The 13,924-nt window shown below is 65.9% G+C and carries 9 protein-coding genes; 7 read left to right on the forward strand and 2 right to left on the reverse strand.

The window, feature by feature from the left end; all coding sequences use genetic code 11:
* Positions 1-169: 169 nt before the first annotated feature.
* Positions 170-958, reverse strand: a complete 789-nt coding sequence (locus ACVJ19_RS20540; protein WP_453950814.1) for a thermonuclease family protein — start codon at positions 956-958, stop codon at positions 170-172.
* A 199-nt stretch (positions 959-1,157) separates the two neighbouring features.
* On the opposite strand from ACVJ19_RS20540, the gene ACVJ19_RS20545 reads away from it, so the two are divergent.
* From ACVJ19_RS20545 to ACVJ19_RS20560, 4 genes are all read left to right on the forward strand, one after another.
* Positions 1,158-2,756: a GMC family oxidoreductase gene (locus ACVJ19_RS20545; RefSeq protein WP_453950815.1), complete on the forward strand. Its 1,599-nt coding sequence runs from the start codon at positions 1,158-1,160 to the stop codon at positions 2,754-2,756.
* Positions 2,757-2,954: 198 nt separating this feature from the next.
* A complete protein-coding gene (locus tag ACVJ19_RS20550; RefSeq protein WP_453950816.1) occupies positions 2,955-3,404 on the forward strand; it encodes a hypothetical protein in 450 nt (149 codons plus the stop codon).
* Positions 3,405-3,507: 103 nt separating this feature from the next.
* Entirely contained in the window at positions 3,508-4,533 is a 1,026-nt protein-coding gene (locus tag ACVJ19_RS20555; protein ID WP_453950818.1) for a S1C family serine protease, read from the forward strand.
* Between the two features lie 112 nt (positions 4,534-4,645).
* Positions 4,646-6,376 (forward strand): FAD-dependent oxidoreductase, encoded by a 1,731-nt coding sequence (locus ACVJ19_RS20560; RefSeq protein ID WP_453950820.1) that lies wholly within the window; start codon positions 4,646-4,648, stop codon positions 6,374-6,376.
* A 152-nt stretch (positions 6,377-6,528) separates the two neighbouring features.
* Here the strand turns inward: ACVJ19_RS20560 and ACVJ19_RS20565 are convergent, their stop codons facing one another.
* Positions 6,529-10,005 carry an indolepyruvate ferredoxin oxidoreductase family protein gene (locus ACVJ19_RS20565; RefSeq protein ID WP_453950821.1) on the reverse strand — a complete coding sequence of 1,159 codons (3,477 nt, stop codon included), beginning with the start codon at positions 10,003-10,005 and terminating at the stop codon, positions 6,529-6,531.
* Positions 10,006-10,172: 167 nt separating this feature from the next.
* Between ACVJ19_RS20565 and ACVJ19_RS20570 the strand changes: the two genes are divergently transcribed.
* The 3 genes from ACVJ19_RS20570 to ACVJ19_RS20580 all read left to right on the forward strand — a co-directional run bounded on the left by ACVJ19_RS20570 (position 10,173) and on the right by ACVJ19_RS20580 (position 13,911).
* Positions 10,173-11,138: a hypothetical protein gene (locus tag ACVJ19_RS20570; RefSeq protein WP_453950822.1), complete on the forward strand. Its 966-nt coding sequence runs from the start codon at positions 10,173-10,175 to the stop codon at positions 11,136-11,138.
* 396 nt (positions 11,139-11,534) lie between these two features.
* Positions 11,535-12,233 carry a cysteine hydrolase family protein gene (locus ACVJ19_RS20575; protein WP_453950823.1) on the forward strand — a complete coding sequence of 233 codons (699 nt, stop codon included), beginning with the start codon at positions 11,535-11,537 and terminating at the stop codon, positions 12,231-12,233.
* Between the two features lie 10 nt (positions 12,234-12,243).
* A complete protein-coding gene (locus ACVJ19_RS20580; RefSeq protein WP_453950824.1) occupies positions 12,244-13,911 on the forward strand; it encodes a regulator in 1,668 nt (555 codons plus the stop codon).
* The last annotated feature ends 13 nt before the right edge of the window (positions 13,912-13,924 follow it).

A 13,924-nucleotide genomic window follows, 5' to 3' on the forward strand; every position in this document is an offset into this window, starting at 1 on the left:
GTCTAGGGAGGAAACGCCCGAGCAAAGACAATCCGATGAGGATCGTCTGCCAAGGAAACGCTCGCGCAAAGCGCGTGCGCACTCTTATAAGTGCAGCAACTCCCGACGAGGTTCAATTCCGGATCAATACGGTCTAGGACTACCACTCACGCGTGCGTGAAGGAATTGTTCACTTCGGCCGACGGCAATTATAGGCATTGCGGAAGCCGGCGGCCTGGGCATCGTCCTCGGAGCAGAACCAGCGGTCCGGCTTGGTGGTTGCCGGATAGCTCGGGCAGCCCCGCAAATGATAGATGCCGATATTGCCGGTGACGCGGGCACGCACCGCGAGCTTACCCTTGATGCTGCAACTCGGCGGCATCGTCAGCTCGTCCGGGAACAGCACGGCGCGGATCTCCTTGTCGCGATCCGAGCGGCAGGCGGCGCCCAGCAGCGCACCGTCCTTCTTGCCGCTGCGGAATTCTTGCGGCGCAACAAAGCAGCCCTTCCAGATCCCGGCCGCGGCCGTCTTCGCCTCGACCGCCGCCGGCTTGACGTTCGCCTTGATCGGCTCGCGAGCGATGGCATAGCCGAGCTTGACCAGTTGCTCGTTCAAGGTCGCCTTGTCGCCCTCGGCCGTGCAGATGGCGCGGTGGCGTTTGCCAAAACTCTTTTCCGGCCCGACATCGTCGCAGCGCACCGAGCGCTTGTTGATCAGCTTCGACAGCTGGTCACGGGCCTCGATGCCGCAGGTCCAGGGATCGGCGTGGTCGTCGATGCAGACCTGGTCCAGCTCGGGCGCGTCGACGCCGTCGAGCCGGTAGGTGACATCGCCGAGCTGGATGGAGTTGCCGTCGCGGGCGGTCGCGGCGCCGGTCAGGGCGGAGGCCGGCTCGGAAGACGCCAGAGATCCGGACAAGACGAAAAACAATACGAGCGCAAAAGCGCGGGCGGCGGCAAAGAAATTTTGGAAGGACATGCGGTCTCGCTATCGATTGCTCGTGCGCCCTGTTCCTAGCATCCGGACGTGGCGATACCAATGGTCTGCGCCCCGCGAAGTGCGACATTCCGGCCTCGCGGCTTTACTCGGCCGCAGCTCTGACCCTATCGTTCGCCGGCCTCGCGGAGCGCGAAAGGCCGAATCGCCCGGTAAGCGGCGAGGGGAGGACAAGGTTGCGATGAAAGACCCCGTGGACGTCCTGATCATCGGCGCCGGCGCATCGGGCGCGGCGGTGGCGTGGTCGCTGGCCGAGACCAAGATGCACATTCTCTGCCTGGAGCAGGGCGGCTGGATGAACCCGGCGGAATATCCGAGCACAGGCCGGGACTGGGAGGCCAAGTTCTACGGCGAGTGGTCGTCGAGCCCCAACGTCCGCGGCCGCCCCGAGGACTATCCGATCAATGACGACAACTCGCCGATCAAGGTGGTGAACTACAATGCGGTCGGCGGCTCGACGGTGATGTACACCGCGCACTGGCCGCGGCTGCACCCTTCCGATTTCAAGGTGAAGACGCTCGACGGCGTCGCCGACGACTGGCCGATCGATTACGACGCGCTGACGCCGTTCTTCGAGGAGAACGACCGCATCATGGGCACGTCGGGGCTATCTGGCGATCCGCTCTCGCCGCTGACGCACCCGCCGATGCCGCAGCAGCCGATGGGATTGTCCGGCGCCATCATCGGCAAGGCCATGAACAAGCGCGGCTGGCACTGGTGGCCGTCGGACACCACGGTCGCGACCATGGACTATGAGGGCCGGGCGCGCTGCATCAATCTCGGCCATTGCACGCCGGCCTGCGCGCAAGGCGCGAAGTCCTCCACCGACATCACCTATTGGCCGCATGCGATCCGCGCCGGCGTCGAGCTGCGCACCCATTGCCGGGTGCGCGAGATCACCACCGACGAGAACGGCATGGCCGCGGGCGTGGTCTATTACGACAAGGACGGTGTCGAGCAGTTTCAGCCCGCGCATGTCGTCATCATCGCCTGCAACGGCGTCGGTACGCCGCGGCTGCTGCTGAACTCGGCGTCCGGCCGCTTCCCGAACGGCCTTGCCAATTCGTCGGGCCTCGTCGGCAAGAACCTGATGTTCCACCCCTATGCGCAGATCTACGGCTATGTGAAGGAGCCGACCGACTCCAACCGCGCGCCGCCGACCTGCCTCTGGAGCAAGGAATGGTATGACACCGACCTGTCGCGCGGCTTCGTGCGCGGCTACGGCGTCCAGTTCGTGCGCGGGGCAGGGCCGGTGTTCGAGGCCGTAGTCAGCGAGCAGAAGGGCATCTTGCCGTGGGGCGAGGATCACCACCGCGTCTTCCGCAAGCTCAACGGCCACCGCCTGGGTTTCTCTGCGATCTGCGAGGACCTGCCGGTGGAGCACAATCGCGTCACGCTCGATCCTGTGCTGAGGGACAGCCACGGCATTCCCGCGCCGAAGATCGACTACACCATCAGCGAGAACAGCCGGAAGATGATGGAGCATGCGCTCGCGCGCGGCCGCGAGTTTCTCGAGACGGCGGGAGCGAGCGACATCTGCGTCAACTCGCCGATCCCCTGGGGCGGCTGGCATCTGCTCGGCACGGCGCGGATGGGCACAGACCCCGAGCGCTCCGTCGTCAACGAATGGGGCCGCTCGCACGACGTGAAGAACCTCTTCATCGTCGACGGCAGCATCTTCGTCACCTCCGGCGGGGTGAACCCGACCTCCACCATCCAGGCCCTCGCGCTCTACATCGCCGACCAGATGAAGCAGCGCCTCGCCAATTTGTTCGATTGATCATGATGTGGATCCAAGCGAGCCACGACCTCGGTGCACCTCTCCCGCTTGCGGGAGAGGTCGGCACGAAGTGCCGGGTGAGGGCTCTCTCCTCGGGGAGAATCCCTCTGTGGGGACACCCTCTCCCCAACCCTCCCCCGCAAGCGGGGGAGGGAGCGGACCGCCTTCGTGGCGGGGATGAACCAACGCGAGGAAGCCATGACTGATCAGCTCACCCTCACGCCGCGGCAGCGCCAGGACTTGCGCACCATCGCCGCGATGATCATTCCACCGAGCGACGAATATCGCGTCCCCGGCGCCGATGACGAGATCATCCAGGCCGACATCCTGGCAACCCTTGGTCGGGACACCAGGCCGGTCGCGGCGGCGCTCGATCATCTGGCGCGGCTCGCGGGGATGCCGCTCGCCGACCTCGCGCCCGACGCGCGCGACGGCGTCGCGCAGCAGTTCCGCAGCTCTGGCGGCGTCGTCGCCGCAACGCTCGTTCGCGTGGTCCTGCAATGCTACTACCGCGACGACCGCGTGCTGCGTTCGCTCGGGCTGGAGCTGCGTGCGCCGTTCCCGAAGGGCCATGTGCTCCCGGACGGCGACTGGTCGTTGCTCGATCCGGTCAGGTCAAGGGCGGGCACGCTGCGGCGCGCGCCCTAGCCACTTGGGCAGTCCACTGGGCAGCCCAGCCCCGCGCTCCAGGCGGATCCCTTGCGCTGGCGGGAACAGGCCACCATCTGTGTGAGCCTCAAGGACTCTTGCCATGCTGGATTTCACCTCAGATATCGCCGATGACGCCCCGTCATCGCGAACGGCGGCGGCTGCCCCGGCCGATGACCGGGCGCTGCTGGACGCCTATTCCAATGCCGTGATCGACGTCACCGACCGGGTCGGCCCTGCGGTCGTGCGCGTCGAGACCGGACCAAAAGTGCCGAACGGCCGCGAGCGCGGCGGGCTCGGCTCGGGCATCGTGATCTCGCCCGATGGTCTCGTTCTCACCAACAGTCACGTGGTCGGCACGTCGAAGGAGATCCGGCTGCGCGACGTCGAGGGCCATGTTGGCGACGCCCGGGTGCTCGGCGTCGACCCCGACACCGACCTTGCGCTCTTGCGCGCCAATGGCGTGCGCGATTTGCCCTATGCCGCGCTCGGTAACTCCAAGAGCCTGAAGCGCGGCCAGCTCGTGATCGCGATCGGCAATCCGCTCGGCTTCGAATCGACCGTGACGGCCGGTGTCGTCTCGGCGCTCGGGCGCTCGATCCGCTCGGTCAGCGGCCGCACCATTGAGGACGTGATCCAGACCGATGCCGCGCTCAATCCCGGCAATTCCGGCGGGCCGCTGGTGTCGTCGAAAGCCGAGGTGATCGGCATCAACACGGCCATCATCAACGGCGCGCAAGGCATCTGCTTTGCGGTCGCCAGCAACACAGCGCAATTCGTGCTGTCGGAGATCATCCGCCACGGCTATGTCCGCCGCGCCTATATCGGCGTTGCCGGGCAAACTGCGCCGGTGCCGCGACGGCACGCGGTTCTGGCCGGCGTCGAGAACAAGATGGGCGCGCTGTTGATGCAGATCGAGCCTGATGGCCCAGCGGCGAAAGCGGGCCTGTTGCCCGGCGACGTCGTGATCGGGCTCGACGGCGTCGAGATCAACGGCGTCGACGATCTGATCCGCGTGCTCGACCGCGACCGGATCGGCCGGCGGCTCGCCATGGACGTGCTGCGGCTCGGCCGCCTGCGCGCGATCGACATCGACCCGATCGAGCGCAAGCCGGCGCGGGGCACATGATCCGGAAAAGTGCGAAGCGGTTTTCCGATAAGATCATGTGCAAATAAATAGAGCGCTCAGCCGCCGGGACGCGGTATGACGGTGTCATGCCTCGCTTCCGGACACCCGCCGCATGATGCCGGCGCACGAGACCTACGACGTCATTGTCATCGGCGCCGGAGCCGGTGGCATGACGGCGGCGGCCGTTGCGGCTGCTGAAGGCCTGCGCGTGCTGGTGATCGAGAAGACCGCCTTTGTCGGCGGCACCACTGCGTGGTCCGGCGGCATGGTCTGGATCCCCGCCAATCCCAAGATGAAAGAGGCGGGGCTCTCCGACAGCATCACCGATGCCGTCCGCTATCTGTCGAGCACGGTCCCCGAGCCCGCCAATGCCGGCCTGCGCGCCGCCTTCCTCGCGCGCGGGCCGGAGGCGGTTGCCTGGCTCGAAGCCAACACCGAGGTGCAGCTCCAGCCCGTGAAGGTCTATCCGGATTATTATCCGGAACGGCTGGGCGCAACGTCCGGCGGACGCGTGCTCGAGCCGGTGGCTTTCGACGGCACGCGGCTTGGCCGGGCTTTCGCGCGGCTGCGGCCGCCACTGCCGGAGTTCACGCTGTTCGGCGGGATGATGGTCAACCGGCTCGACATTCCGCATCTGCGGCGTGTCGGAAAATCGCTGCGCTCGACCTTGCGCGCGGCGCGGCTTGTTTCCGCATACGCATTGCAACGGCTGCGCAACCCGCGCGGCACGACGCTGCATCTCGGCAACGCGCTTGCGGCTCGGCTGTATGCGTCCTTGCTGGCGCGGCAGGTCGAGATCCTCTTCAGCGCTGATGTCGAGGATCTGTCGATGCAGGGCGATCGTGTCGCCGGCGTGGTGATCCGCCACGGCTCGCGCGACCGCCTGATCGCCGCGCGCCGCGGCGTGGTGCTGGCGACCGGCGGCTTCTCTCACGATGCGACTTTGCGCAAACGCTTCTTCCCTGCGGCAGCGGGATTTGTTTCGGCGACGAACCCATCAGGCACCGGCGACGGGCTGCGGCTTGCGACCACGGCAGGTGCCGCGCTCAACACGGACGCGACCAGCCCGGCCTATTGGGTACCGGCCTCGCTGTTCCGCCGCGCCGACGGCAGCCGCGGTGTCTTCCCGCACACGGTGACCGACCGCGCCAAGCCCGGCGTGATCGCCGTCAACGCCGCGGGCCGCCGCTTCGTCAACGAGGCGCTGTCCTACCACGAGTTCGTGCTGGCCATGCTGCGCGACGGCAATGGCGAGCCGGACCGGCCGTTCTATCTGATCTGCGACCGCGCGTTCCTGTGGGCTTACGGCCTCGGCCGCATCAAGCCATTCACGCGCAGTGTCCGGCGCTACGTGGCGAGCGGTGAGCTGGTCGAGGCTCCCGATGTGGCGCAGCTCGCGGCGAAGATCGGCATCACGCCATCGACGCTCGCGGCGACGGTCGCGGCCTATAACGCCGACGCGAAGGATGGCCGCGATCCCGAATTCGGCCGCGGTAGCACCATCTATCAGCGCCATCTCGGCGACGCCGCCCACAAGCCGAATCCCTGCGTTGCGGCGATCGTCGGCGCGCCGCTCTTCGCGATGCGGATTTATCCCGCCGACCTCGGCACCGCGATCGGCATGAAGGTCGATGCGCAGGCCCGCGTGCTGCGCGCGGATGGCACGCCGGTCGCGGGACTCTATGCCTGCGGTAACGACATGGGCTCGATCATGAATGGCAATTATCCGGGGCCGGGCATCACGCTCGGCCCGGCGCTGACGTTCGGGTACATCGCGGGACGGCATCTGGCGGAGGGGGCGACGGCGATGACGATCCCTGCGGCCGCAGGAACTCCAGTCTAGCCATCCCCACCACTGTCATGCCCCGCGAAGGCGGGGCATCCAGTATTCCGCAGCGGGCGTGGCGAGAGCGAGCTCTCAACGCGCGTCTCTGGAATACTGGATCGCCCGCCTTCGCGGGCGATGACACTGAGTGTGTGGCGAGCGTGTCCCCGCTACTCCGCCGCAGCCGCAAAGCGGCTGTTCTCGAGCTCCGCCTCCAGCCGCGCCGTCTCGGCGGCCGCCAGCTTGATGTTGGCTTCCTTGACATGCCCGAAGCCGCGGATCGTTTCCGGCACGCGCGCGAGCAGTGCCAGCAGCGGAATTTGCTCCGCCCTCAGCCCGGCGATGCGCTGATCGATCATGGCAAAATAATCCTCGATCAGCTTCCGCTCGGTTCGCCTCTCCTCGGTGCGGCCAAACGGATCGAACGCGCCGCCGCGAAGGAATTTCAGCCTGGCCAGCACGCGGAAGGCGTGGATCATCCAGCTGCCGAACTCCTGCTTCTGGAGACGCCCGGTCGCCTTGTCGCGCTTCGCGAAGATCGGCGGTGCGAGGTGGTACTTCAGCGTGAAGTCGCCGTCGAATTTTTCGGACACCTTGTTGGCGAAGCTGCCGTCGGTATAGAGCCGCGCGACCTCGTACTCGTCCTTGTACGACATCAGCTTGAACAGGTTCTTCGCGACCGCCACGGTCAGTTCCGTGGAGGCCGGCGAGGCAGCTATTTCCGCCTTGCGCACCTTGGCGACCGCGGCGAGATAGCGATCGGCGTAGGCCTTGTCCTGATACCCGGTCAAAAACTCCGCGCGGGTCGCGATGATGTCGTCGAGCGATTTCGCCGGCGCGGCGGCCCGGGCCTTGAACTGGAGCACGCTGCGCACCCGCGACATGTCGTGGGCGGCAAGGCGCCCCCAGGTGAAGGCGAGCTTGTTCATCTCGATTGCGGCGCCGTTGATCTCGATGGCGCGGAGCAGGGCCTCCAGCGACAGCGGGATCGCGCCCTTCTGGAAGGCGAAGCCGAGCATGAAGGGATTGGTCGCGATGCTGTCGCCCATCAGCGCGGCGGCAATGCCTGTCGCGTCGATGATGTCGAGGTTCTTGTCGCCGATGGCGTCGCGCAGCACGGTCTGCATCGTGCCCATCTCGAAATCGAGATCGGGATTTTGCACGAAGCTCGCGGTCGGCTGCAAATCGGCGTTGATGTAGGCTTTCGTCACCCCGCGCTCGGCGCGGCTGAGTGCGGTCGGGCCGGCCGAGACGATCATGTCACAGCCGAGGATGACGTCGGCGCCGCCGGTGGTGATGCGGACCGCGGAAATATCCTCCGGCTTCGGGGCGATACGGACATGGCTCATCACCGCGCCGTTCTTCTGCGACAGGCCGGTGAAGTCCAGCGCCGAGCAGCCGCGTCCGTCGACATGGGCGGCCATGCCGAGCAGCGCGCCGATGGTGATGACGCCGGTGCCGCCGATGCCGGTGACGAGGATGTTGTAGGGTCCGTCAAGCACACGCGCGGGCGGCAGCGGCAAGTCGGCGAACAGCTGGCCGGAGTCCACCGCCGAAGTCTTCATGCGCTTGAGCGAACCGCCATGGACGGTGACAAAGCTCGGGCAAAAGCCCTCGACGCAGGAAAAGTCCTTGTTGCAGTTCGACTGGTCGATCTGACGCTTGCGGCCGAACTCGGTCTCCAGCGGCTGCACCGAGACGCAGTTGGAGGCCTGCGAGCAGTCGCCGCAGCCTTCGCAGACGAGCTCGTTGATGAAGGCGCGCTTGGCGGGGTCGGGATAGAGGCCGCGCTTGCGGCGCCGGCGCTTTTCCGCCGCGCAGGTCTGGTCGTAGATGATGACCGTGAGGCCTTTGATATCGCGCAGCTCGCGCTGCACGGCATCGAGCTCGCGGCGGTGATGGATGGTCGCGCCCTGCGGGAAGTAGTTGCCTTCAGGGTATTTGCTGGGATCGTCCGAGACGATCGCAAGCCGCTTGACGCCCTCGGCCCAGACCTGATGCGCAATCTGCGCGACGTTGAAGGCGCCTTCGGCCGGCTGGCCGCCGGTCATCGCGACCGCATCGTTGTAGAGGATCTTGTAGGTGATGTTGATGCCGGCGGCCGAAGCCGCGCGAAGGGCGAGCAGCCCGGAATGGGTGTAGGTGCCGTCGCCGAGATTCTGAAAAATGTGCGTCTCGGTGGTGAAGGGCGACTGGCCGATCCAGTTCACGCCCTCGGCGCCCATATGCGAGATCAGATCGGTGCGGCGGGTTGGCATGCTCAAGGCCATGCCGTGGCAGCCGATGCCGGCCATGGCGCGGCTGCCCTCGGGCACGCGCGTCGAGGTGTTGTGCGGACAACCCGAGCAGAAGAACGGCGTGCGCGCGAGGGTGATCTGAGTGCTCGTGGTAACGGGATTGTCGAACGCCTCGAGGCGGGCGAGGCGCTGCTCCAGCACCGGGCTGTGATGGCCGAGCTTGCGCAACCGTGCCACCAGCGCGCCCGCCACGATCGTCGGCGTCAGCTCGCCTTCGCCCGGCAACAGCGGCGCGCCGCGCTCGTCGCGCTTGCCGGTGACCGTCGGGCGCTTTGAAGCGTCGATGTTGTAGAGGATGCGCATCAACTGGTCTTCGATGAAGCCGCGCTTCTCCTCGACCACCAGCACATCCTGCAGACCTTCGGCGAAGCGCTTGGCACCGCTTTCCTCCAGCGGCCAGGTCAGCGCGACCTTGTAGATGCGTAAGCCGAGATCCTGCGCGTCCTTGTCGCTGATGCCCAAATCGGCGAGCGCCTGGCGCAAATCGAGATAGGCCTTGCCGGTTGCGACGATACCGAGCCGTGCGGGCTTTGAATCGAGCACGATCCGGTCGAGCTGGTTGGCGCGGGCGAAGGCCTGCACCGCTTCCATCTTCGGGCCGAACAGGCGGCGCTCGGCCTCCAGCGGCGGATCGGGCCAGCGGATGTTGAGGCCGCTGGGCGGCATCTCGAAATCCTCGGGGAGTACGATCTTGATGCGTTCGGGATCGCTATAGATCGACGCCGAGCTCTCGACGGTCTCGCTGATCGCCTTGAAGCCGACCCAGCAGCCGGAGAAGCGCGACAGGGCAAAGCCGTAGAGGCCGAGATCCAGATAGTCCTGCAGCGTCGCCGGATTGATCACGGGAATCAGCGCCGCCGCAAACACCTGCTCGCTCTGATGCGCCAGGGTCGAGGACTGGCAGCCATGGTCGTCGCCCGCGAGCGCAAGCACGCCGCCATTGAGCGAGGTGCCGGCCGCATTGGCGTGCTTGAGCGCATCGACCGAGCGGTCGACGCCGGGACCCTTGCCGTACCAGATGCCGAACACGCCATCGACCTTGGCGCCGGGGAACAGCCCGACCTGCTGGCTGCCCCAGACCGCGGTTGCCGCGAGATCCTCGTTCAGGCCGGGGACGAAGGCGATGTCATGCTGCTGCAGATGCGACTTCGCGCGCCACAGCGCATGGTCGTACATGCCGAGCGGGGAACCACGATAGCCCGAGATGAAGCCGCCGGTGTTGAGACCCTGGAGCCGGTCGCGTTCGCGCTGCAACATGGGCAGGCGGACCAGGGCCTGCGTGCCGGACAGGAAGATCCGCTTCGATTCGAGCCGGTATTTGTCATCCAGCTCGACCTGCATCAGCGTCATTTCGGAGGTCCTTGTTCTTCTTGGTTCGGCGGGGATTTTGCGCCGCGGAAAGAGATGCGGCCTTGCGAAGCGGGTGTTGCCAGTCAAAAGCATGGACCACCGAAGTCAATATCGCTGGCCGCATCCGTGGCGGTCCTGTTAGTCATGGCTGCCTGTGGAGGAAAGCCATGACTGCAAACGCATTCGAGACCGAGATCACCGAGACTGCCGAGGCGCTGATCGGCCCGTGGCGTCAGCCGCGCCAGATGCTCCACGCGCAGGTCTATGATGCACACGCCTCCATCCATGACGATGCCACCGCGCAGAAGCTGGGTTTCAAGGGCGGCACCATCGAAGGGCCGACGCATTTCAGCCAGTTCGCCCCGCTCGGCGCGCGGCTCTGGGGGCAAGCCTGGTTCGAGCGCGGCTGCCTGTCCGCGCATTACCGCAGCGTCTGCTACGAGGGCGAGGAGGTGCAGGCGATCCTGTCGAAGCCATTGCCGGGCGCAAGCCAGTGCCAGATCCAGATGGTGAAGCGCGACGGCACCGAGGTGCTGCGCGGGACGGCCTCGATCGGTGAACCGCATGCCCAGACCGCGCTCGAAGCGCGTCTCACCGAACTCAAGCCGCTCACCGATCCCGTGATCCTGCGCGACGTGAAAGTGGCGCAGACCGGCAAGCGGCAGACGGTACGGATGGCGTTCGACCAGAACATGGGCGACCTCTATCCGTTCTCGCTCAGGCAGAAGCTCGCCGTCATCACCGAGAGCTCGCCGTACTATACGGGCGCAGACAATCCTTCTTCGAATCCGTGGCGCAAGCCGATCATCCCGATGGAGATGCTGAGTGTGCTGTTCCAATACCGCTCCAAGGACGATCCGCTGCCGGCCAAGGGACCGGCCGTCGGCCTGTTTGCCGACCAGGAGATCCGCCTGGTGAAGGGCCCGCTCTTCGTCGACGAGGAGTACGAGGTCGAGCGCGAAGTGGTCGCGCTCTCCGGCAGTCGCCGCACCGAGAGCGCCTGGGTGAAGACACGCGTGTTCGACAAGGCGGGCACGGTGGTGGCGACGATGCTGCTGAACATGGCGACGCTGAAGGACTCGTATGCGCCGTATGAGGAGGAGCATCGGCGGCTGTATGGGGCGGGGCGGTAGGGCTCGCTCTTCGCCTCTCCCCGCGTGCGGGGAGAGGCCGGAATTTGCGAGAGCAAATTCCGGGTGAGGGGGAGTCTCCGCGAGTCCAACTCTCACCGATTTTGCGGAAGCAGCCCCTCACCCCAACCCTCTCCCCGGTCTGAACAAAGAACGGGGAGAGGGAGAAAAGAGAGCGTCGCTCCGGAATGACAGCGAACGAACGCGCCGCTTCGCCGCTCATCCTGTAGGCAAATGCACGTCGCAAAGCCGTCGCACAGGGAATAAGCAGACGCTGATCTCCGGCGTAACCGTCTGACCAAACAGCAAATTCGCTCGTCGCCCACGCCCTTCCGCTATTGTACACAATGGCACGGCGCTTGCAGAACTCCTCGCAAAGAGAGTTCTCGCGGGGGCGTCATGTTGAACTCAGCCAAGCCGACACTGGGCGTCATCAACGCCGAGCCCGAGCCGATCAAGCTCGACTGGCCCGCCACCGCGCTTCTCATCATCGACATGCAGCGCGATTTCATGGAGCCCGGCGGCTTCGGCGAGACGCTGGGCAATGACGTCAGCCAGCTCGCGCGCGCGGTGAAGCCGATCGGCGCGGTGCTGAAGGCGGCGCGCGACACTGGCATGCTGGTGATCCACACCCGCGAGGGCCATCTGCCCGATCTTTCCGATGCGCCGCCGGCAAAGGTCGAGCGCGGCGCGCCGTCCTTGCGCATCGGCGATCCCGGCCCGATGGGGCGCATTCTCATACGCGGCGAAGCCGGCCACGACATCATCCCCGAGCTCTACCCGCTCGACAGCGAGGTCGTGATCGACAAGCCCGGCAAGGGCGCGTTCTACGCCACCGAGCTCAGCGACGTGCTGGAAAAGTACGGCATCGAGAATTTGCTGGTGTGCGGCGTCACCACCGAGGTCTGCGTCAACACCACCGTGCGTGAGGCCAATGACCGCGGCTATCGCTGCGTCGTCATCTCGGACGGCTGCGCATCCTACTTCCCCGAGTTTCACGAGATGGGCCTGAAGATGATCAAGGCCCAGGGCGGCATCTTCGGCTGGGTCACAGATTCAGCTGCAGTTCTGGAGGCAATGAAGACTTCGACCACATAGGGGTATTATCATGAGCACATTGACGGGGACGGCCGGCAGATCTGATCTGAACAAGTCCGATTTCAAGCCGGCGCTATGGACATCGGGCGACTGGAACGCGTTTTTCGGCTTCGGCACCAACATCCTCGTCAACATGCTCGTGCTCACGGGCCTATTGCGCTTCGTCTTGAAGATGCCTGACAGCCTCGTGTTCGGCCGCATCCTGCCCGCGCTCGGGCTGATGATGTGCCTCTCCACCTTCTACTACGCGTATCTCGCCTATCGCCTTGCGCAGAAGACCGGCCGCGACGATGTCTGCGCGCTGCCCTCGGGCGTCAGCGTGCCGCACATGTTCATCGTCACCTTCGTGATCATGCTGCCGATCACGCTGAAGACCGGCGATCCGCTCAAGGGCTGGTCGGCAGGCCTCGTCTGGGTATTCTTCCAGAGTTTCATCCTGATGATCGGTGGCTTCATCGCGCCGTTCATCCGCAAGATCACGCCGCGCGCCGCGCTGCTCGGCACGCTCGCCGGCGTCTCCGTCACCTTCATCTCGATGCGGCCGGCGCTCGAGATGTATATGACGCCGCAGATCGGCCTCGTCTGCTTTGCCATCATCCTGGTGAGCTGGTTCGGCGGGGTGAAGTACTGGCGCGGCATTCCCGCGGGTCTCGTCGCCATCGCAGCCGGCATGATCATTGCCTGGGGCTCGAATCTGTTCGGGCTCGGCCTCGGCGGATTGAGCATTGCTGGCGTCGGAGCTGCCTTCGCAAACTTCGGCTTCTCGGTGCCGATCCCGGCGGTGGGCTACGTCTTCTCCGGCTTCGAATTCCTCGGCATCATCCTGGTCACCGCCATTCCCTTCGGCATCTACGATCTCGTCGAGGCCATGGACAATGTCGAGAGCGCGGAAGCGGCCGGCGACGAATATCCGACCACGCGCGTCTTGACCGCCGACGGCGTCGTCAGCCTGATCGGCTGCCTGATGGGCAATCCCTTCATCAACGCCGTCTATATCGGCCATCCCGGCTGGAAGGCGATGGGCGGCCGCATCGGCTACTCCGCTGCGACCGGCATCATGGTGGTGGTGCTGGCCTGGTTCGGCATCATCTCGGTGCTGCTGGCGCTGGTGCCGGTCGTCGCGATCTCGCCGATCTTGCTCTATATCGGGATGCTGATCGGCGCGCAGGCGTTCCAGACCACGCCGGTCAAGCACGCGCCCGCGATCGTGCTGGCGCTGACGCCGCATCTGGCCGCCTGGGCCAAGCTCCAGATCGACACCATGCTGGCCTCGACCATGACGGCGGCGGCAACCGTCGGCGGCATGGCGGCCGACAAGGCCGACGCGGTCAAGACGGCTGCGGTGGCGGCGCTACCGCAGCAGGGCGTGTTCTATCACGGCCTCGAGGTGATGGGCGGCGGCTCCATCCTCGGCGGCCTCATCCTGGGTGCGATCGGTGTCTTCATCATCGAGCGCGACTTCGAAAAGGCATCGAGCTTTGCGCTCGTCGGTGCGGTGCTGACCTATTTCGGCTTCATGCACGGCGAAGCCGTCGGCATCGGCGGCGGCTTCGGCGTCACGCCCGCGGTCGCGCTTGCCTACGCCGTGATGGCGGCCGGCCTGTTCGCGGCCAGCAAGCTCGGCGCCACCGAGCACTACGCCGCGCATCCGGAGATGCACGCCGCGCCGGCGGAGTAGGCTAGTTAGCAAC

Source organism: Bradyrhizobium sp. USDA 376 (genome assembly GCF_054063675.1).